The organism is Saccharothrix stipae, from assembly GCF_054781895.1.
This window is the reverse complement of record NZ_BAAGTN010000001.1, coordinates 128152-150354: the sequence shown is the minus strand read 5'-3', so window position 1 is coordinate 150354 and position 22203 is coordinate 128152. Positions and strand designations below refer to the sequence as shown.

Genomic DNA, 22203 nt, shown 5'->3' with positions numbered 1-22203 from the left:
CTTACACCGTAAAGTAACGTGCCGCCCGTCACCTTACGACATAAACAAACCAGGGGGAAGCCAGGCGATGGCCGCACCAGCAGACAGCCACGACGTCATCCAAGTACGCGGCGCCAGGGAGAACAACCTCGCCGACATCTCCGTCGACATCCCCAAACGACGACTCACCGTCTTCACCGGCGTCTCCGGCTCCGGCAAGTCCTCCCTCGTCTTCGGCACCATCGCCGCCGAGTCCCAACGACTCATCAACGAGACCTACACCGCGTTCATCCAGTCCTTCATGCCCAACCTCGGCCGACCCGACGTCGACGCCCTGCGCAACCTCAGCGCCGCCATCATCGTCGACCAGGAACGCATGGGCGCCAACTCGCGCTCCACCGTCGGCACCGCCACCGACGCCCACACCATGCTCCGCATCCTCTTCAGCCGCCTCGGCCAACCCCACGTCGGCACCTCCGGCGCCTTCAGCTTCAACCTCCCCGAAGGCATGTGCCCCACCTGCGAAGGCCTCGGCCGGGTCTCCACCGTCGACGTCGACCAACTCATCGACCGCACCAAGTCCCTCACCGAGGGCGCCATCACCATCCCCGGCTTCACCGTCGACAACTGGTACGTCCAGACCTACGTCCAATCAGGCTTCTACGACCCCGACAAAAAACTCCTGGACTTCACCGACGAAGAATGGGACGCCTTCCTCCACCGGGAAACCACCAAGGTCAAAATCGGCAAGACCAACGTCACCTACGAAGGCCTCCTGGTCAAGGTCCAACGCCTCTACCTCGGCAAAGACCGAGAATCCATGCAACCCCACATCCGCGCCTTCGTCGACCGCGCCGTCACCTTCACCCAGTGCCCCGACTGCCACGGCGCCCGCCTCAACGCCGCCGCCCTCTCCGCCAAGATCGACGGCCGGAACATCGCCGACTGCTCCACCATGCAGATCAGCGACCTCGCCGACTGGGTCGCCAAGATCACCGACCCCTCCGTCGGCCCCATGCTCACCACCCTGAAAGAACTCCTCGACAACCTCGTCGAGATCGGCCTGGGCTACCTCAGCCTCGACCGACCCGCCGCCACCCTCTCCGGCGGCGAGGCCCAACGCGTCAAGATGGTCCGCCACGTCGGCTCCGCCCTCACCGACGTCACCTACGTCTTCGACGAACCCACCATCGGCCTGCACCCCCACGACATCCAACGCATGAACGACCTCCTGCTCCGCCTGCGCGACAAGGGCAACACCGTCCTGGTGGTCGAGCACAAACCCGAGACCATCCGCATCGCCGACCACGTCATCGACCTCGGCCCCGGCGCCGGCGTCAACGGCGGCCACATCACCTTCACCGGCACCGTCCCCGAACTCCGCGCCTCCGACACCCTCACCGGCCGCCACCTCGACCACCGCGCCCGACTCCGCGACCACGTCCGCACACCCACCGGCCGACTCCCCATCACCGGCGCCACCCTGCACAACCTCAAGGACGTCGACGTCGACATCCCCCTCGGCGTCCTCACCGTCGTCACCGGCGTCGCCGGATCCGGCAAGAGCTCCCTCATCCACGGCTCCCTCGCCCGCCGCGACGACGTCGTCACCGTCGACCAGGCGCCCATCCGCGGCTCACGACGCTCCAACCCCGCCACCTACACCGGCCTGCTCGACCCCATCCGCACCGCCTTCGCCAAGGCCAACGGCGTCAAGGCCGCCCTGTTCAGCGCCAACTCCGAAGGCGCCTGCCCCAAGTGCAAGGGCATCGGCCTCGTCTACACCGACCTCGCGATGATGGCCGGCGTCGCCACCGTCTGCGAGGAGTGCGAGGGCAAGCGGTTCACCGCCGAAGTCCTCACCCACACCCTGCGCGGCCGCAACATCAGCGAGGTCCTCGGCATGTCCGTCACCGAGGCCCGCGACTTCTTCACCGAGAAGCAGGCCAAGGCCATCCTCGACCGGCTCGTCGACGTCGGCCTCGGCTACCTCTCCCTCGGCCAACCCCTCACCACCCTGTCCGGCGGCGAGCGGCAACGGCTCAAGCTCGCCATCCACATGGCCGAGAAGGCGTCCACCTACATCCTGGACGAGCCCACCACCGGCCTGCACCTCGCCGACGTCGACCAGCTGCTCGCCCTGCTCGACCGACTCGTGGACGACGGCAACACCGTCATCGTGATCGAGCACCACCAGGCCGTCATGGCGCACGCCGACTGGATCATCGACCTCGGTCCCGGCGCCGGCCACGACGGCGGGCGGATCGTCTTCACCGGCACCCCGGCCGAACTGGTCGAGAACGCCTCCACCCTGACCGCCCAACACCTCCGGACCTACGTGGGCGCCTGACCGTCCTGGCGGTTTTGAGGGGCTCTTCCTCCGGTGCTGACGTCCACACCGGAGGAAGAGCTGGTTTTAATCAACACTGAAGTTATCGAGACGTTTGACCAGTGGGGCGGGGGTCACCCCATCGGGGCCGGTACGTCGTTCGGAATACCGCAGGTCGTTCCTACTGCCGGCCGATTGTCCGGCCCCGAGCACTCCTCTAATGTTGCCGATCACGTCCGCGCGAACGTGATCGCAGAACCTCCGCTCCCCGGCCGACCCGTGCCGCTCTCGGGTCTGCCGGAAACCCTGCATGAGGGAGAACCCTGCAATGGGAGACGTTCGCGGATCCAGACGAGCCCTGATCGCGTTAGCCACGGTCGCGGTGACGGCCACGGCGCTGGCCACCGGCGCCACACCCGCCGCGGCCGAAGGCGACATCCTCGGCACGACCAACCCGACCGCCATCAAGGACAGCTACATCGTCGTCTACAACGAGCTGTCCACCCAGAGCGTCGACGCGCTCACCGCCGACCTCAGCGCCAAGTACGACGCCAAGGTCGACTTCACCTACCGCCACGCGCTCCAGGGCTTCGCGGGCACGCTGTCCGAGAAGGACGCGCGCCGCCTGGCCGCCGAGCCCGGCGTGGCCTACGTCCAGCAGAACGGCGAGGTCGAGGCGACCGGGACGCAGCCGAACCCGCCGTCGTGGGGCCTGGACCGGATCGACCAGCGCGACCTGCCGCTGGACTCGTCCTACACCTACCCCAACGACGGCACCGGCGTCACCGCCTACATCATCGACACCGGTATCCGGACCACCCACACCGACTTCGGCGGCCGGGCCACCTGGGGCACCAACACCGTCGACACCAACAACACCGACTGCAACGGCCACGGCACCCACGTCGCCGGCACCGTCGGCGGCACCTCCTACGGCGTGGCCAAGGGCGTGCGGCTCATCGCGGTCAAGGTGCTCAACTGCGCAGGCTCCGGCTCGTTCGCCGGCGTCGCCGCGGGCATCGACTGGGTCACCGGCCACCACACCTCCGGCCCGGCCGTGGCGAACATGAGCCTCGGGGGCCAGGGCAGCGACCCGACCGGCGAGACCGCGGTCCGCAACTCCATCGCCGACGGCGTCACCTACGCGATCGCGTCGGGCAACTCGAACGCCAACGCGTGCAACTTCACCCCGGCCCGCGTCGCCGAGGCGATCACCGTCAACGCCTCCACCAACACCGACGCGCGCGCCTCGTTCTCGAACTTCGGCACGTGCACCGACATCTTCGCGCCGGGCCAGAACATCACCTCGGCGTGGATGACCAACGACACCGCCACCAACACCATCAGCGGCACGTCCATGGCGGCGCCGCACGTGGCGGGCGGTGCGGCGGTCCTGCTCGGCGCCACCCCCTCGTTGACGCCCGCGCAGGTCGCGAGCGCGATGATCGGCAACGCCACCCCGAACAAGATCACCAGCCCGGGCACCGGCTCGCCGAACCAGCTGCTGTTCGTCAACACCGGCGGCCCCGTCCCCGGTAACCCGTCGGTCACCCCGCCGGGCAACCAGACCGGCGCCGTCGGCACTCCCACCAGCCTCCAGCTGAAGGCCTCCGGCGGCACGCCGCCGTACACGTGGTCGGCCATCGGCCTGCCGCCCGGCCTGACGCTCGCCGCGGCCACCGGCCTGATCTCCGGCACGCCCACCACCGCCGGCACCTACACCGTGACCGCCACGGCGACCGACAGCGCGGGCAAGTCGGCGGGCACCACGTTCACCTGGATTGTCAACCCGCCCGGCGGCTCGTGCGCGGCGCCCGGTGAGAAGCTGGTCAACGGCGGCTTCGAGAGCGGCACCACCGGCTGGTCGAACGCCACCCACACCATCGCCGCGTGGACCGGCGAGGGCGCGCCGCGCTCCGGCTCCCGCTCCTCCTGGATCAGCGGCTACGGCTACAGCAACACCGAGACGCTGACCCAGACCGTCACCGTCCCGGCGGGCTGCGCCAACACCACCCTGTCGCTGTGGCTGAAGATCAGCACCGAGGAGTACGAGCCGGAGGTGTTCGACACCTTCACGGTCAAGGCGGGCGCGACCACCCTGGCGACCTACACCAACCTCAACCCGTCGGGCTACCAGGTGCGCACCTTCAGCCTGGGCGCCTACGCGGGCCAGAGCGTCACGCTGAGCTTCACCGGCACGGAGGACTGGTCCTACCAGACCTCGTTCGTGCTGGACGACGTCTCGGTGAACGCGGCCTGATCACGAGTGTGGGGAGGGCGGGCGCACGCCCGCCCTCCCCCGCCGGTCAGCAGGCGATCGGGGACCTGCCGACCACGACGTCGTCGTACCAGAGGGTGTTCGCGCCGTCGCCGTAGCTCTCCCAGCCCAACCGCAGGTCGGTGACCGCGGGCCGCCAGTTGGTCTTGCGCAGCCACTGCGCGTCGACGTCGGCCGTCGGCACGCCGTCGGCCACCAGGCCCTCGACCACCGCGCCGTTCAACGAGGTGGAGAGCCGACCCGCCGGGTCGACGGTGAACTGCACGCAGTTCCACTGGCCGGTGGGCAGCGGCTTGCTCTTGGACACGCCCACCGGGCTCTGCTCGGGCAGGGTGGCGTCGTCGGACTCGCGGTTCCACTGCAACGCCGCGCCCTGGCCGCCCATCCGCAGGTCCTTGCCGCCGTCGGCGGAGTCCTTCATCGCCATGAACGTCACGTGCTGCTGCGGCAGCGCCGTGGTGTGGCGGACGTAGAACCGGCCGTGCACGGTGGCCGACCCGGTCACCGGGGTGCCGAAGAAGATGTGGTTGCAGTAGCCCGACGCGCCGTTGACCCGCACCGACTTCGAGCCGCTGTGCGCGACCGAGTTGTCGATGGCGACCGTGCCCTGGCCGGTGCAGTTGGCCGCGCCGACCGTCCAACGGCCCGACGGGGCGGATCCGGTCTGCTGTTCGAAGTCGTCGCACAGCAGCGCGGTGCCACAGTCGACCGGCACTTCCGATGTCGTCGTCGTGGTGGTCGTAGTAGTAGTGGTCGTGGTGGTGGTGGTGCTCGTCGGACCGTCACCACTGCACGAGACGCCGTTGAACGCGAAGTCGGTCGGTGCCGCGTTCGTGCCGCTGTAGGTGGCCTGGAACCCGAACTGGGCGCTCGCGCCCGTGGCCAACGTGCCGTTCCACGGCATGCTCGATGCCGTCACCTGCGCGCCGGACTGCTTCACGTCGGCGCTCCACCCGGAGCTGATCGCCTGGTTGCCGGCGAACGTCCAGCTGAGCTTCCACGAGGTGACCGGAGCGGACTGGTTGGTCACGGTCACGTTGGCGGTGAACCCGGTGGACCACTGGTTGAGCTTGTAGTCCACGGCGCAGACGGGAGCCGCACCCGCGGTGCTGGCCCCGCCGATCACCACCAACCCGGCTATCGACACCACAGCGGCCACCGCCGCCAGAAGATTTCGCACAACAACCCCTTCGTTGTCGTTTCTGGGAGCGTTCCCAGAAACCGACTGTAACGATTCCGTCACCCCAGCGGAATACTCCGCCTGCCGCAACGGTCGCTCGACCGGGCGGCTACCCCGGCGGGAGCGGGGCGTCCAGCACGGTCACGGTGCCGCGTCCGCCGTCCACGCGGAGGCGGTCGCCGGTCTTGATGCGGGTGGTGGCGTTGCCGCAGCCGACGACGGCGGGGATGCCCAGCTCGCGCGCGACGATCGCGGCGTGCGACAGCGGCGCGCCGACGTCGGTCACCACGGCGGCGGCGCGCGGGAACAGCGGTGTCCAGCCGATGTTGGTCACCGTGGTGACCAGGACCTCGCCCCGTTGGAGGGCCTCGCCGTCGGCGACGTCGTGGATCACCCGCGCCACGCCCTCCACGACGCCCGCCGCGCCGGGGAACCCGGACACGGCGTCGCCGAGAGGTGCCGCGGCCGCGTCGTGGACGTCCGACCTGCGGTCCGGGTCCGCGGCCCAGGCCTCCGGGTCGAACCGGCCCCGGATCACCGTCGGGTACGGCGGCAGCGCGCGGTAGCGGTCGTACGCGGCACGGCGTGCGGGCACCGACGCCAACGGCGACTCTTCACCCGCCAGGACCCGCACGGTGTCCTGGATCGGCAGGAAGAACAGGGCGTCGCCGTGCCCGGTCACCTCGCCGGCCCGCACCAGAAAGGCCCGCAGCACGGCGAACGTCCGGGCGAACTCCGACCGGGCCCGTTCCCGTTCGCGGGCTCGCGCGGCGAGCGCGTCCACCTGGCGGCGCAGCCGCGCCGCCTTGCCGGGGTGGGCCGCGCGCAGCCGTTCCCACGCCGCGTCGCGCACGGCCGCCTGCCGGGCCAACAGCTCGTCGGGGTCGACGCCGAGGTCGCCCGGGTGGGGCCAGGCCGGATCCTCGGCCGGGCGGGGCGCCGACACCTCGAACTCGTCGGCGAACCGGTGCCCGTGCTGCCGGACGTACTCCTCGCGGGTGATCTCGCCGCGGCGCAGCCGCGCCAGACCCAGCACCGGGCCCAGGCTCTCCAACTCGCCCGCCGTACCGTGCGCGCCGGTCAGCAACGCGGTGGTGTCGTCCTCCCCCACCAACTCCACCAACCGGCGGCGGACCCTGACCGACGACGTCGAGCCGGTGCGCGCGCCCGCGTCGAACACCCTGGCGTCCACGTGCAGCAGCTCGTCCACATCGGACTCCCACAGCGCGAGCAGCCCGGCGGGCGTCGTGGCGGCCCGGAAGGCGGCGCGCAGCCGGTCGGCCCGACCCGGGGCGGACGCCAGCAGGCCGTCGATCCTGGCCCGGAACTCCCGGCCCTGCCGGAGGAACGGCAGCGCCGCGCCGACCGCCGCGCGCAGCACGGCCAGGCGTGACAGCGGCAGCGGCGGCACCCGCACGCCCGCCGGGATGCGGCCGAAGTACTGCTCGACGGCCCGGAGGGCGAACCCGCCGAGGCCGAGCGCCCGGCCGACCGCCAGCGCGGCGCTGAGGTTGAGGTAGAACCGGCCGCCGATGTTGCCCGCGGTCGGGTGCCCGGCGATCGGCGGCTGCGCGAGCACCTCGGGCCAACGACCACGTCGCGGGCGTCATCACGCTCGGCACGGCTTCGCGCAGGTTGGCGCACGTCCACAGGTAGTCGCCGCGCAGGGTGTCGTTCCAGACCTCGGGCAACGCGGTGATCGGGCGGGCCTGCAACACGGCGATCCGACCGCCGGCCACGGCCCACTCGACGTCCACCGGCACGCCGTGGAGGTCCTGGATCCGCGCGCCGAGCCCGGCCAGCTCCCGCACCCGCGCGTCGGACAGCAGCGAACCACCCGACCGGCGCACCACGCCGTCGGCGGACACCACGTACTCGTCGGGGGTGACCGTGCCGCCGACCAGGGCCTCGCCGAGGCCGGGCGCGGCGTTGACGACCGTCTCGGTCCGCGAGCCGGTGACCGGGTTGGCGGTGAACAGCACACCGGCCGCGTCCGCCGGGACCATCCGCTGCACCACCACCGCGAGCGCCACGTCGGTGATGCCGTTGCGGGCGCGGTAGGCGATGGCGCGTGCCGTCCACAGCGACGCCCAGCACCGCTTGACCGCGTCGAGCACGTCGTCCCCGGACACGTCGAGGAACGTGTCGTGCTGGCCCGCGAACGACAGGTCCGGCAGGTCCTCGGCGGTCGCCGACGACCGCACCGCCACCGGCCCGGGCGGCAGGGCCGCACGGATGGCCTCGGCGATGTCGTCGGGCACGTCGCGGCGTTCGAAGGCGGCGGCGATCGCGTCCTCGTCCGACTGCCCCGCACGGATCTCCACGTCGAGACCGGCGGTGAACCGGCGGTAGGCGTGCGTGGTCAGGTGGAAGCCGTCCGGCACGGGCAGGCCGGCGGCGGCCAGCCTGGCCAGCGAGGCGCCCTTGCCGCCGACGGTCTCCAGGTCGGCGCCGGGATCGGCGAGCGGCAGCACCAGCGCGGTGGTTCCCATGCCCCCGATCCTCGCACCGGCGGCGACGGGCCGATCACGTGCGGCGATCGTCACGCCGCCCGCGAGCCGCCGTCGGGGTCGGCCGGACTCGCGGGTGGGCCAGGTCGAGGGCGATGGTGATGCCCAACGCGACCGCGACCACGCCGGTGGCGACGACGAGAGCGGCGACGTGCCCGGACGCGGTGAACGCCAGGCCGACGACCGCCACGCCGAACCCGCCCGCCAGTTCACGGCTCGCGGTGACGGTCGCCGCCGCGACGCCCGCGGTCCGCTCCGCCGCCACGTCCAGCACGACCGTGGTCAGCGGGGTGGTCAGCGCCGAGCCGAAACCGATCACCACCAGGCACGCGAGCAGCACCGGCGGGCCCCCGAACGGCATCACCGCCAGCCCGGACGTCACCGCCGCGAGCCCGCACGCCGCCGTCCGCCACGGCCCGAGCCGCCCGACCAGGGCCGGCACGACCGGCGCGCCCGCGATCACGGCCAGCGCGGCGGGCACGAAGAACAGGCCGGTGCCCAGCGGGGTGAAGCCCTCGGCGCGGTGCAGGTGCAGCGGCAGCACGAACAACATCCCGCTGACCGCCAGGCCCCACAACGCCTGCGCGACCGTGCCGCCGACGAAGACCGGCCGGGCCGTCCCGGCGGCGAACAACGGGTGCGCGGCCGACCGCTCCACTGACACGAACAGCAGGCACGCCGCACCGGACAACGCGGCCAGCGCCGCCACCGGGCCTTCGCCGCCGACGCTCAGCACGGTCGCGGCCACCGTGAACACGGCCGCGGTCAACGCCGCCGTGGACCGGATCGGCAATGGAGTCGGCCGCACGACCCGCCGGGAGGGCAGTGCCACGTACGCCAGGACGGCCACCGCCACGCACGCGGGCACGTTGCCGAGGAAGATCCACCGCCAGTGCGCCGCCTCGCTCAGCAGACCGCCCAGCGCGGGGCCGACCGCGAGCGCCACCGCCAACGCGCCGGTCCACGCCACGATCCCCGTCCGGCGGCGTGCCTCGTCCAGGCAGGTCCGCAGGACGGCCAACCCGGTCGGCACGATCGCCGCCGCCGCCGCGCCCTGCGCCGCCCGCCACGACGCCAACGCCCACCCGGAGTCCGACGTGCCGCAGCCCAGGGACGCGGCGGCGAACCCGAGCAGCCCCACCAGCAGCACCCGGCGGTGCCCGAACCGGTCGCCGACCGCGCCCGCCGCGACCATGAGGCTCGCGAACACCAGCATGTAGCCGACCACGGCCCACTGGAGGTCGTTCGTGGACAGGCCGAGGTCGCGGCCGATGGTCGGCAGGGCGACCATCAGGACGCTGTTGTCCAGGGCCGTGACGAAGGCCGCGAAGCAGGCCACCAGCACGACCGGCAGGGTGCGGTTCACGCCAGCGCGGTCATCAGCACCGGCCAGGACGCCCGCAGCTCCCGTTGCCAGTACTTCCAGGTGTGCGTGCCGCCGCCGTAGGCGTTGACCGTGACCGGGATGCCCAGCGAACGCACCCTGGCCACGAAGTCCGGTGAGGTGGTGCCCACGATCGTCTCGAACGGGTCGTAGGACCACCAGTCGGTGTCGAGCGCGCCCTTGAACCCGTTGCCGTAGGACACGTAGAGCGCGGTGCCGCGCAGGTTGGCCGCCAACTGCCTGGGGTTGTGCGCCGCCCAGACGGCGGGCGCCAGCGACTCGCGGCCCCACGGCCCGTACGGGTCGAGGCCTTCGCGCAGGATCGTGGTGTAGATGAACTGGGGCACGCCGACGAACTGCGTGGACAGCAGGCCGCTGTAGGAGGCGGCGGCGCGGAACATGCCGGGGTGCTTGGCCGCGTACCCGAACGCGCCCGTGCCGCCCGCAGACAGCCCGGCGATCGCGCGTGCCGTGCCACCCCGGTAGTTCCGCTCGACCAGTTGCGGCAGTTCACCGGTGTGGAAGGTCTCCCACCTGGGCGTGCCACCGCGTCCGCCGTTCCACCAGTCGGTGTACCAGCCGGCGCGCCCGCCGTCGGGCATCACGACGAGGACGTCGTGGGACGCACTGAGCTCTTCGACGTCGGTTTCCCTGGTCCACGAGGTGTAGTCGTCGCCCACGCCTTGCAGGAGGTAGAGGACCGGCCACGTGCGCGACGCGGTCGGCGACCAGCCGGGTGGGGTGAGGACGCGGACCGGGACGTGGCCGCCGATCGCGGGCGAGGACACGGTGAGGTCGACGGTCCGGGCGTCGAGCCACCTCTCACCGACGACCAGCGCCCCGTCGTCGGCCGCGACGGGCGTGGCCTGCGCGGGGACGACCACGAGGGCGACGGCGGACAGGGCCAGCAGCAGCACGCGCAACATCACTTCTCCCGGAATTGTCGGACCCCGTCGGTAGAATCAAGAACAGGGGTCCCCTGGGCGGGGACCTCTTTAAGAGGCGTCGTCCTGAGGCCGTCATCGAGCGCGTCATGAGGCGGGCAGCAGGCCGGCGAGGTACTGCGACCGGCAGGCGGCGCGCGAGAGCTTGCCGCTGGAGGTCCTGGGCACCGAGCCCGGTTCGACCACCAGCACGTCACGCACCCGCACGTCGTGGTGCCGGGACACGGCGGCACGCACGCGGGCCCGGACACGGGCGTGGTCGACGGCCTCGCGCGGCACCTTCGAGGATCGTTCGGCGACCACGACCATCGCCTCGCCGTCGGCGGAGGGCACGGCGAACGCGGCGACGTGGCCACGCCGGATCACGTCGTCGGCCTCCGCCACGACCGCCTCGACGTCCTGCGGGTAGTGGTTGCGGCCGTCGATGACGATCAGGTCCTTGATCCGGCCCACCACGTACAACCGGCCGTCCCTCAGCACGCCCAGGTCACCGGTGCGCAGCCACGGGCCGGTCGGCAGATCGGGGGCGTCGAGCCGGGCGCCGAACCCGTCGCCGCCGGACCAGTAGCCCGGCGAGACGTTCTCCCCGCACACCCACACCTCGCCGACCCGGTCATCGTCGACCGGCTCGCCGGTGACCGGGTCGACGATCGCGAGGTGCTGGTCGACCGCGCCGCCGCAGTCGACCAGCACGCTCGCCCGCTCCGGGTCGTCCTGGCGGACCGCGCGTCCTCGGGCGAGCGCGGCGCGATCGAACCCGGTGGTCGCGGGCCCCGCCGCGGCGGTCACGAACACCGTCGCCTCGGCCAAGCCGTAGGAGGGCCGCTGGGCGTCCGGCCGCAGCCCGCACGGCCCGAAGGCCGCCTGGAACCGGGCCAACGTCGCCGCCCGCACCGGCTCGCTGCCGTTGATCAGCGCGACCACCCCGCCGAGGTCCAGACCGGACCGGTCGGCCGCCGAGACCCGCCGCACGCACAGGTCGTAGGCGAAGTTCGGCCCGGCGCTGATCACGTTGCGGCGCCCGTGCATGGCCCGCACCCAGCGGGCCGGGCGGTAGAGGAACGCGAGCGGATCCATCAGCACCGCCTCGACACCGGTGGTCAGCGCGACGCCGACGCCGAGCACCAGCCCCATGTCGTGGAACAGCGGCAGCCAGCTGACCGGCGCCGCGACGGCGTCGGCCAGGCCGTAGGCGGTGAGCGCCTGGCGCACGTTGACCTGGAAGTTCCGGTCGGTCACCACCACGCCGGCCGGGGTGCGCGTCGAGCCGGACGTGTACTGGAGGTAGGCGGGGCCGCCGAGCCGCCGCACGGGTGGTTCGGCGGACGGCTCGACCTCGCCGACCACCACCACGTCCAGGTCGAGCGGGACGTGGGCGGCGGTGAGCGCGACCCTGGGCGTGCAGTCGCGCAGGATCCCGTCCAGGCGTGCGCGGTGGCCGTCGCCGGTGGCGGGGAACAACGGCACGGCGAGGACGTCGGCGTACAGGCAGCCGACGAACGCCACGACGTAGTCCAGTCCCTGGGGCAGCAACAGCAGCGCGCGGTCGCCCGGCGCGCACCTGCGGCGCAGCTCGGCGGCCACGCCGCGGGCGCGGGCGTCGAGGTCGGCCCAGGTGATCGACACCGGCAGGCCGTGCGGGTCCGCCTCGTGGTCGAGGAACGTGAAGGCGGTGCGGCCGGGCCGTTCGCGTGCCCAGCGCCGCACGGCGTCCACGACCGTGCCGGTGGTGGTCGCGGTGACCGTCATGAACACCCTCGCTTCCCCGCGGTGATAAATCCGGAAATAGCTTTTGTGCGGTCGTCACAACTTTTGAGGAAGTGATTCCCAGCACTTCGGGCGCAGAAGCTACCGGCGAGTACAACAACTGTCAACGACTACTTCCCGCGATTGACTGTTGACCCGTTCGGCGTATTGTTCACAGAGGTTCGACCAGGCCACGATCGTTCGCACTTCGCCGCAACACGGATCACGGACATTTCCTCAACGGCCTCGCGCATTCATCGCGGCGTTGTTGTGAAAATCGCACGAAAGGTGAACCATGACCGGCTCCGGCACGCCTGCGGAAGCGGAACTGCGCGCGTGGTTGGTGCGCGGCGTCGCGGAACTCGTCGACCTGCCCGACGGCTCGGTCGACGTCGACCAGCCGCTGGCCGAACTCGGCCTGTCGTCCCGTGACGCGGTCGTGCTCGCGGGCGCCCTGGGCGAGTTCCTGGACGCGGAGCTGCCCGCGACGGTGTTCTACCAGCACCCGACCATCGCCCGACTGGCCCGCCACCTCGCCACCGGCACCCCGGCGGTCGTCGCCGAACCCACCCGGCCCGTCGGCGAGGGCATCGCCGTGGTCGGCGTGGGCTGCCGGTTGCCCGGCGGCGTCGACGGCCCGGACCGGCTGTGGGACTTCCTGCGCTCGGGCGGTGACGCGATCACGCCCGCGCCGCCGGACCGGTGGCCCGGCCTGCCCGACGGCACGCCCCGGTTCGGCGGTTTCCTGGCCGACATCAAGGGCTTCGACGCCGAGTTCTTCGGCATCGCGCCGCACGAGGCGGCGTTGATGGACCCGCAGCAGCGGCTGGTGCTGGAGGTGTCCTGGGAAGCGCTGCACCACGCGGGCATCGCGCCGGACGCCCTGCGCGGCAGCCGGACCGGCGTGTTCGTCGGCATCTCGACCGGCGAGTACGGCGCGGCGATCGCGACCGACCTGGGCCGGGTGGAGCCGTGGACGGCGACCGGCGCCGCGCTGAGCATCGCCGCGAACCGGCTGTCCTACCTGCTCGACCTGCGCGGGCCGAGCCTGGCGGTGGACACCGCGTGCTCGTCGTCGCTGGTGGCCGTGCACCAGGCGTGCCAGAGCCTGCGCGCGGGTGAGACCGACGCCGCCGTGGTCGCCGGGGTGAACCTGCTGCTCGGTCCGGCCGTCACGCTGACCTTCCACCGGGCGGGCCTGGTGTCGGCGGACGGGCGGTGCAAGCCGTTCGACGCCTCGGCCGACGGCATCGCCCGCGCCGAGGGCTGCGCGGCGGTCGTGCTCAAGCGGCTGTCCGACGCGCGGCGCGACGGTGACCGGGTGCTCGCGGTGATCCGGGGCACCGGGGTGAACTCCGACGGGCGTTCCAACGGGCTGATGGCGCCGAACCCGCGGGCTCAGGCGGACCTGCTGCGCCAGGTGTACGCGGACGCGGGCGTCGACCCGTCCCGGGTGGACTACGTGGAGGCGCACGGCACCGGGACGCTGCTCGGCGACCCGATCGAGGCCGGGGCGTTGCGCGAGGTGCTCGGCCGGGACACGGCGGCACGGGCCGACGGGCCGCTGCTGCTCGGGTCGGCCAAGTCGAACTTCGGCCACACCGAGTCGGCGGCCGGGCTGGTCGGGCTGGTGAAGGTGGTGCTGGCGGTGCGGCACGGCGAGATACCGCCCAGCCCGCACTTCCGCGAACCCAACCCGCACATCGACTTCACCGGCCTGCGCGTGGTGACCGGGCCGATGCCGTGGCCGCGCTACTCGGGCCGGATCACGGCGGGTGTGTCGTCGTTCGGGTTCGGCGGCACCAACGCGCACGTCGTGCTGGAGGAGCCGCCCGCGCCCGAACCGGTGGACCGCCCCGGCGGCCCGGCCTTCCTGGTGGTGTCGGGCACGTCCGAGGGACGCGTGCGGCGGCACGCCGCGAACCTCGCGGATTGGCTGGCCACCACGCACGCCGACCTGCACGACGTGGGCGCCACGCTGGCCCGGCGGCGGGGACGTGAACCGCACGCCGCGGTGGTGACCGGCACGGATCGGGCGGACGTGGTGGCCGGGCTGCGGGCGTTGGCCTCGGGCGAGCGCCCCGTGAGCCGGGTCGAGCCCCGCGGCGGCGCGGTGTGGGTGTTCTCCGGGTACGGCTCGGGGTGGGCGGGCATGGGACGTCGGCTGCTGGCCGACGAACCCGTGTTCGCGGCCGCCGTGGACGAGGTGGACCGGCTGATCGCGCCGCACTCGGTGCGGGCGTTGCTGGAGACGCCGTCGGACGCGCTGGGCGACGGGCAGATCGCGTTGTTCGGCGTGCAGGTCGCGCTGGCGCGGCTCTGGGAGTCCCGCGGGTCGCGGCCGGCCGCGGTGATCGGGCAGTCCGCGGGCGAGGTCGCCGCGGCGGTGGTGAGCGGCGCGCTGTCCCTGGCCGACGCCGCGCTGGTGATCACCACCCGGGCCCGGCTGCTCGACCTGGTCGACGCCTCCGGCGGTGGTGGGATGGCCGCGGTCGACCTGGCCCCGCACGAGGTCCACGACCCGGCGTTGTCGGTGGCGGTGCACGCCGCGCCACGCCGCTGCACGGTGTCCGGCCCGGCGGACCGGCTCGCCGCGCTGGTCGCCCGGGTCGAGGCGGACGGCGGCGTGGCGCGCCTGCTGCCGCTGCGCACCAGCGGCCACTCCCCCGCCGTCGAGCCGGTGCTGGACGAGTTGGCGTCGGCGCTGCGGGACGTCGCCGGGCGGCGTGGCGAGGTGCCGCTGTACGGGACGGTGCTGGCCGACCCGAGGCACGCGCCGCCGTTCACCGCCGCCTACTGGACCGCGCACATGCGCCACCCGGTGCGGTTCACCGGGGCCGTGACCGCCGCGCTGGAGGACGGCTTCACCGCGTTCCTGGAGGTCTCGCCGCACCCGGTGGCGCTGTCCGCGATCGCCGAGCACGCAGGAGGGCTCGCGCTGGTCGGCTCGCTGCGCCGCGGCACCGACGACGTGGCGACCTTCCACGACAACCTCGCGCTGCTGCACCTGCACGGCCTCGTGCCGGCCCGTGGCGTCGCCGACGTGCCCGCGGCGCCCTGGGAACACCGCCCGCACTGGACCGCCGCCTCCACCCGCCGGGCCGGCCACCCGCTGCTCGGCGACCACGTGGAGCTGCCGGACGGCACGCACGCGTGGCAGGCCGACGTGGGTCTGGCGGCGTTGCCGTGGCTGGGCGACCACCGGGTGCGGGACACCGCCGTGCTGCCCGGCGCGGCGTACGTGGAGCTCGCCCTGGCCGCCGGCGCACAGGTGCTCGCCGGTCCGCCGGCCGTGCGTGACGTGGTGTTCGAGGCGCTGCTGCCGCTGGCCGACGAGGTCGTCCTGAGCACCACGCTGCGGGCCGGTCGGGTCGAGGTGCATGCCAAGACCGACGACGGGTGGGTCCGGCACGCCACCGCGACCGTCGTCCCGGGCGAGGAGCGCGGCGCGCCGCCGCCGGTCCGCTCCGGACTGGAACCGGTCGCCTTGTACGACCGGTTGGCCGAGGTCGGGATGAACTACGGTCCGGCGTTCCGCGGTGTCCGGTCGGCACGGGCGGGCGCGGGCGTGGCGAGTTGCCTGGTGCACCGGCCGGACGGCCCGGACCGCGCGCTGCGGCTGCCGCCGACGCTGCTGGACTCGTGCCTGCACGCGCTCGCCGCCGCCGCGCTGGACGTCGCCGCCGGCGGGCCGTACCTGCCGGTGGGCATCGGGGCCGTGCGGCTGCACGGCGACCCCCGTCGCGCGGACCGGTGCGAGGCGGTGGTCCGGGAGGCCGGTGATGAGCTGACCGGGTCGGTGTGGCTGTACGACGACGCGGGCACGTTGCTGGTCGAGGTGGTCGACGTCCGGGTGCGGCCGGCGTCGCTGGTGTTGCCCGGGTCGGCGTTGTCCGGATTGGCGTTGTCCGGGTTGGCGTTGGAGACCCGGTGGGAACGGCACGACCTGCCTGCCGTCGAGGACGCGCCCCGCACCTGGCTCCTGCTGTCCGGTGACCGCGACCTCGCCGACGCCCTGCTCGACGCCGGGCACCGGGTGACCACCGATCCCACGGCGGCGGCGGACGGGATCGTGTTCGGCGCGGGTGGTCTCGAACAGGATCTGCCGCGGCTGTCGGCGTTGGCGCACGACACGCGGCGGTTGTGGATCGTCACACGGAACGCGGCGTGCGTCCTGGACGGTGAGGCGGGCGTGCCGGAGCAGGCCGCGTGGCGCGGCGCGGTCCGGGTGCTGGCGTTCGAACGGCCGCGGCTGCGGGCCACCGTCGTGGACGTGGACGACGTCGCCGCGTTGCCGGGTGAGCTCCTCGCCGACCAGGACGACGACGAGGTCGCCTGGCGCGGTGGTGCGCGGTACGCGGCGCGGTTGCGGCGGGCCGAGGTCGGCGTGCCGCCGACGGGGTCCGCGGTCGACTCGGGCGCGTACCTGGTCACCGGCGGGTTGGGCGCGTTGGGCCTGGTCATGGCCCGGTGGCTGGCCGAGCGCGGTGCCGCGCGGATCGTGCTGTGCGGACGCCGCGGGCCGTCGCCGGACGCGCGGGCCGAGGTGGCGAAGCTGCGGGCACTCGGCGCGGACGTGGTCGTGGTGACCGGTGACGTCGCCGAACCCGGGGTGGCCGACCGGGCCGTGTCCGCGGCGGTGGACGGCGGGCTGCGGCTGTGCGGCGTGGTGCACGCCGCCGGGGTGCTGGCCGACGCGCCGTTCGACCGGCTCGACCCGGCCGACGTGCGGCGCGTGCTGCGGCCCAAGGTCGACGGCGCGCTGCGGCTGCACGAGGCGACGGCCGGGCACCGGCTGGACTGGTTCGTGGTGTTCTCCTCGGCCGCGGCGCTGCTCGGCTCGCCCGGCCAGGCCGCGTACGCGGTGGCCAACGCGTGGCTGGACGGGTTCGCCCGGTGGCGACGCGCGTCCGGGCTGCCCGCGACGACGATCGGGTTCGGGGCGTGGAGCCGGGTCGGGTTGGCCCGGGACAACGACAACCCGCTGCTGCGGCCGATCTCGCCCGCCGAGGGCGTGCAGGCGGTGGAGGCGTTGCTGCTGTCCGGGCGGGTGGCGACCGGCGTGGTGCGGTTCGACCGGCGGCGGGTGGCGGAGCTGTTCCCGCGCCTGGCGCACCGGCCGTTCTTCGAGTCGTTCCTCCGACCGCCGTCCGACCGGCCGGCGGCGAACCGGGTGAGCGCGATCGTGGCGCGGGTGATGGGCGCCGAGCCGGACCCCTCGCTGCCGTTGACCACGCTGGGGTTGGACTCCCTGATGGCGATGCGGCTGCGCAACGCGATCGAGCACGACCTGGGCGTGCAGCTGCCCGTGCCGCTGCTGCTGCGCGGCGCGAGCCTGCGGGACGTGGAGCGGCACCTCGCGGGCCTGGCGCCGGAGACGTCGACGCGGGTGGCACCGCGTGACCCGACCGAGCGGTGGGTGTTCGGCCAGTGGGCCGAGGTGCTGGGACGGCGCGACTTCGGCGTCCACGACGACTTCTTCGCCCTCGGCGGCTCACGCGAGCGGCTGCTGGCGCTGGTTCGCCGGCGGGTGGCGGGGGCGGACGACTCGCTGTTCACCGTGCCCACCGTGGAGGCGATGGCCGAACGGCTGCGGGCGGCGTTCGAGGACGCGGGCGGTCCGGTGCGGGTGTTGCGCGCGGGCGGGTCGCGGCGACCGCTGCACCTGTTCCACCCGGCGGGCGGTCCGACGAGCGTGTACGAGCCGTTGGTGGAGCTGTTGGAGGACCGGCCCTGCTTCGGGTACGAGCGGATCGACGACGTGCCGGACATCCCGGGCAAGGCCGCGCGGTACGTGGAGCTGGTGCGGTCGGTGCAGCCGACCGGGCCGTACGTGCTGGGCGGCTGGTCGTTCGGCGGGTGCCTGGCGCACGAGGTGGCGTGCCTGCTGGGCGCCGAGGTCGACCTGGTGGTGATGATCGACACCGTCCGCCCGCTGCCCGCTCCCGACGTCGCGCCCGCCGACCTGGTGCGACACCGGTTCGCCCGGTACGTCCGGCACGTCGAGGAGGTCTACGGGGCGTCGGTGGAGCTGCCGTGGGAGTCGTTGGCGGAACTGGACGACGTCGGTCAGGTCGACGCGGTGCTGGCCGCGCTCGTGGCGGCCGACCTGGGCATCAGCGCGGGCGCGCTGCGGCACCAGCGCACGTCCTACCTGGACGCGCGGGCCGCCGAGCGCTTCACGCCGCGGCACTTCCCGGGGCGGGTGGTGTTCTACCGGGCGACCGACCGGGAGACGCTGACCACCGTGCTCGACTCGCGCTACCTGCGCCGGCAGGACGACGACGACCTCGGGTGGGCCGACGCGTGCGGTGTGCTGGAGGTCGTGCCGGTGCCCGGCGACCACCTGTCCATGGTGGACCCGCCGCACGTCGCCGCGGTGGCTCGGCACCTCTCGGCGGTGCTGGACGCCGGAGGACCGCCACGCGACTGATCACGTGGTCAGTGGTTCGAGATGTCGCGATCGCCCTCGTCCTCGTGGTGCCGGCGGGGTGGCGTCCTTCCTGCGCTTGCGAAGCCAGGTCACGGCCTTCCACGCGGCCGCGGCGAGCACCGGGATGCTCAACCCGGTGAGCGCGCCGTAGTCCTTGACCCACGTGCCGACGCGGTGGATGAAGTTGACCTCGACCTCCACGGAGTGGTCGTAGGTCCGGTGGTAGATCGGGCCCGGTCAGGTCGGCGGTGAGCCGGTTGCCGACCTTGCCGGGTGTTGTGGTGACGCCGCCGGTGCCGGGCAGGCCCGAGGCGAAGCCCGGCGGCACGTCGGTTCCGGCAGAGCCGGCCAGGTCCCGACCGGCGTGGGTGTCGGGCGCACAGGGGCGGGCGTCGGGTCGAACGTGGGCCGCGCGGTCGAAGTCGACGGCTGCTGCTGCGGCCCGCAGGAAGCCGCGGTCATCGTGAGGAGTGCGCGTCGCTCGCGCGGCCGCACCGTTACCGGGTGGTGCCCGGCGCGCGGGGCGGGGTGCGGCCCCGCGCGCCGGGGGCGGTCACAGGCCGTTGGTGAACAGCAGCCGGTTGACCGTGCCGCCGGTGCCGCCGCCGCTGATGACGTTCGGCGTGGCGCTGGAGTTCAGCCAGTTGTGCACGGTGGCCGACGGCTGGTCGCCGAACCGCTGCTTGTACAGCGCGGCCACGCCCGCGACGTGCGGCGTCGCCATCGACGTTCCGCTCATCGTGCCCGAGCCGCCGGTGCGCACGGTCGAGACGATGGCGTTGCCCGGGGCGTAGATGTCGACGCACGCGCCCGTGCTGGAGGAGGACGACCGGGCGTCGGTGCTGGTGGAGGACGCCACCACGCTGGCCGTCTCCACCTTGCGCGGCAGCCGGTCGCACGAGTTGCCGCCGGTGTTGCCCGCCGAGGTGGCCAGGAAGACGCCCGCGGCGATCATGTTGCGGATCGCGGTCTCCAGGCCGGCCGACGCGGTGAAGTTCCACGACGTGTTCGCCACGGCCGGCTTGGTGTGGTTGGCCGTCACCCAGTTGATCGCGTTGAGCGCCGAGGTGGTGGTGGCGCTGCCGGAGCAGCTCATCATCTTCACGCCGTGCAGCCGCACGCCCTTGGCGATGCCGTAGGTGGCGGAGCCGATCGTGCCGGCGACGTGCGTGCCGTGGCCGTGGCAGTCGGTGTTGTTGGTGTCGTAGCCGTTGTAGTCGAACGTGGCCCGGCCGCCGTAGTCCGCGTGGCCGGGCGTGATGCCGGTGTCGATGATGTAGGCGTGGACGCCCGCGCCGGTGTAGGCGTAGGTGTAGGAGTTGGACAGCGGCAGGTTGCGCTGGTCGACCCGGTCGATGCCCCACGACGGCGGGTTGGCCTGGGTGGCGTCGAGCGCGTCGGTGACCAGCACGTCCTGTTCGATCGTGGTGACCGCCGGGTCGCGGCTGAGCTTGCGCAGCTGCGCGGGGGTGAGCTTGGCGGCGAACCCGTTGAGCGCGGCGTTCCAGACGTGGGTCGGTGTGACACCGGCCGTCGCGGCCACGCTCGCACCGCTGCGCGCGGACGGGTTCAGCAGCACGATGTAGGAGTCCTTGACCGGGTGGACGGTCGCGGACGCCGTCGCCATGACGATGTCCGCCTGGTGCAGGGGTTCGGCCGCGGCGGCACCGGTGGTGAGTCCCACGACGGTGGTCGCGGCGGCCAGGACGGCGAGTGTTCGGTGGAGAGGACGCACGGTTCGGCTCCTTCGGGTGAACCCGGACCAGTGCGCTCCGACGCAGGGTTGACGGAGTCGACTTCTCACTCGTCCGTGATTCAGACCAGCAGCCTGACCAGCGGTTATGCCATGGTCAACGGAGGTCGGCCGAACGGCCGCCCGGCCCGTCACGCTCGGTGGACATAACGGACAACTGGTAACGCCCGGTTCGCTCTGGTGGCGCTAGCCGGACGCCGACCGGCCCAGTGCGACACACGGGCGCCGAACGTAGGACTCTCGCGAGAGTCCTACGTCCAGCACGCGAGAGTCCTACGTTCGGCGCACCCGAGTTCAACGCTCAGCGCGGTTCGACGCTCAGCGCAATGCCACCTTCAGCGCGGTGCGACGCTCAGCGCGTGTGCACCAACAGCGAGTCGACACCGTGGACGATCGACGCGGTGCGGAACGCGGGCCGCTCGTCGGCCAGGCGCAGCCGGGGGAACCGGCGCAGCAGGGCCGGGTACGCGGCACGCAGCTCCAGCCGCGCCAGCTCCGCCCCCACGCAGCGGTGCGCGCCGTGCCCGAACGCCAGGTGCGACGAAGCCGAGCGGCTCGGGTCGAAGTCGGACGCTTCCTCGCGGTTGGCCGCCGACAGCGACACCACGACCACGTCCCCCTCCTCGATCTGCTGGTCGCCGACCAGCAACGGGTGCCGGGCGAAGCGCGGGAACGCCACCTGCACCACGCTCAGGTGCCGCAGCAGCTCCTCGACCATCGGCGCGGCGGCCGCGTCGTCGTCACGCATCGCCGCACGCGCGGCCTCGTCCTTCAGCAGCACGATCGCGCCCAACGCGAGCATCGACGCCGTGGTGTCGAACCCGCCGGTCAGCACGCCGTCGGCCAGACCGGCCAGCTCGACGTCGCTGACGTCGTCGCCGTGCTGGCGGATGATCGAACCGATCAGCCCGTCACCCGGCGACCGGCGCTCGCGGCGCACGATCTCCTCCATGTAGGACAGCGACTCGGAGATCGCGCCCAAGGCCTGCCCCGCTCCCCCGAACAGGTCGAACCGCGCCGCCGCCAGCTCCTGGAACCGGTCGCGGTCCTCATAGGGCACGCCCAGCAGCTCGCAGATCGTCAGCGACGGGATCGGCAGTGCGAACTCCTCGACCAGGTCGACCGGCCCGTCGGCGGCCTCCATGGCGTCCAGCCGCTCGGTGACGATCGCGTCGATGCGCGGCACCAGCCGCGACAGCCTGCGCATGGTGAACTCCGGCGTGAGCAGCTTGCGCAGCCGGGTGTGGTCGGGCGCGTCGGCGAAGCCGAGACCGCCGGGCGTCTGCTCGACCCGACCGACCGCGGCGCCGAGCCGGGCGTAGTCGTTGCTGAACGCGCCTGTGTCGGAAAGCACCTTCTTCGCCTCGTCCTGCCCGGTGACCAACCACACGCGCAGGCCGAACGGCACCGGGATCCGGTGCACCGCGCCGGCCTCCCGCATCCGCTCCAGCTCGGCGACCGGCACCACCCCGTCCCGCTTCAGCGGAACCAGCGCACGGTCCGGGAGCAGCGCAAACGCCCGCGAACCGATCTTGCCCAACACCCACCGCGTCGCCGAACGCCGTGCGACCCACGCCACCAAGCCGTCGCGCACGGACGCCAGAGTCGTCATCGAACACCCCTCTTCCCCAGGTCGAATGACCGACGGTAACCGCACGCCGGGGTGA

General features: G+C 73.0%; 11 protein-coding genes and 1 pseudogene. 3 read left to right on the top strand and 9 right to left on the bottom strand.

Annotated elements, in window-relative coordinates:
* Positions 1-67: 67 nt before the first annotated feature.
* Both ACYVLT_RS00610 and ACYVLT_RS00605 read left to right on the top strand, forming a co-directional pair.
* The gene (locus ACYVLT_RS00610; RefSeq protein ID WP_461118061.1) at positions 68-2329 is read left to right on the top strand and encodes an ATP-binding cassette domain-containing protein; all 2262 of its coding nucleotides are present in this window, start codon (positions 68-70) and stop codon (positions 2327-2329) included.
* A gap of 361 nt (positions 2330-2690) precedes the next feature.
* Positions 2691-4568 carry a S8 family peptidase gene (locus ACYVLT_RS00605; RefSeq protein ID WP_461118060.1) on the top strand — a complete coding sequence of 626 codons (1878 nt, stop codon included), beginning with the start codon at positions 2691-2693 and terminating at the stop codon, positions 4566-4568.
* Positions 4569-4614: 46 nt separating this feature from the next.
* Here ACYVLT_RS00605 and ACYVLT_RS00600 read toward each other — a convergent pair whose 3' ends face one another.
* From ACYVLT_RS00600 to ACYVLT_RS00575, 6 genes and pseudogenes are all read right to left on the bottom strand, one after another.
* Entirely contained in the window at positions 4615-5766 is a 1152-nt protein-coding gene (locus ACYVLT_RS00600) for a cellulose-binding domain-containing protein (RefSeq protein ID WP_461118059.1), read from the bottom strand.
* Positions 5767-5875: 109 nt separating this feature from the next.
* On the bottom strand, positions 5876-7345 hold the full coding sequence (locus ACYVLT_RS00595; protein WP_461118058.1) for a PEP-utilizing enzyme: 1470 nt from the start codon (positions 7343-7345) through the stop codon (positions 5876-5878).
* A gap of 166 nt (positions 7346-7511) precedes the next feature.
* Positions 7512-8258: pseudogene (locus ACYVLT_RS00590) on the bottom strand (PEP/pyruvate-binding domain-containing protein); the annotation flags it as partial.
* Between the two features lie 34 nt (positions 8259-8292).
* The gene (locus tag ACYVLT_RS00585; protein WP_461118057.1) at positions 8293-9642 is read right to left on the bottom strand and encodes an MFS transporter; all 1350 of its coding nucleotides are present in this window, start codon (positions 9640-9642) and stop codon (positions 8293-8295) included.
* Positions 9639-10586, bottom strand: a complete 948-nt coding sequence (locus ACYVLT_RS00580) for an alpha/beta hydrolase (RefSeq protein WP_461118056.1) — start codon at positions 10584-10586, stop codon at positions 9639-9641. Before ACYVLT_RS00580 ends, ACYVLT_RS00585 begins: the two co-directional genes overlap by 4 nt.
* 105 nt (positions 10587-10691) lie before the next feature.
* Positions 10692-12353, bottom strand: coding sequence for a fatty acyl-AMP ligase (locus tag ACYVLT_RS00575; RefSeq protein WP_461118055.1), 1662 nt, complete (start codon positions 12351-12353; stop codon positions 10692-10694).
* Between the two features lie 292 nt (positions 12354-12645).
* On the opposite strand from ACYVLT_RS00575, the gene ACYVLT_RS00570 reads away from it, so the two are divergent.
* Positions 12646-18783 (top strand): SDR family NAD(P)-dependent oxidoreductase, encoded by a 6138-nt coding sequence (locus tag ACYVLT_RS00570; RefSeq protein WP_461118054.1) that lies wholly within the window; start codon positions 12646-12648, stop codon positions 18781-18783.
* On the opposite strand, the gene ACYVLT_RS00565 is transcribed toward ACYVLT_RS00570, so the two are convergent.
* The 3 genes from ACYVLT_RS00565 to ACYVLT_RS00555 all read right to left on the bottom strand — a co-directional run bounded on the left by ACYVLT_RS00565 (position 18784) and on the right by ACYVLT_RS00555 (position 22148).
* Positions 18784-18984 (bottom strand): hypothetical protein, encoded by a 201-nt coding sequence (locus tag ACYVLT_RS00565; RefSeq protein ID WP_461118053.1) that lies wholly within the window; start codon positions 18982-18984, stop codon positions 18784-18786.
* Positions 18985-19336: 352 nt separating this feature from the next.
* A complete protein-coding gene (locus ACYVLT_RS00560; RefSeq protein WP_461118052.1) occupies positions 19337-20518 on the bottom strand; it encodes a S8 family peptidase in 1182 nt (393 codons plus the stop codon).
* Positions 20519-20888: 370 nt separating this feature from the next.
* Positions 20889-22148, bottom strand: a complete 1260-nt coding sequence (locus tag ACYVLT_RS00555) for a cytochrome P450 (protein ID WP_461118051.1) — start codon at positions 22146-22148, stop codon at positions 20889-20891.
* Positions 22149-22203: the final 55 nt, after the last annotated feature.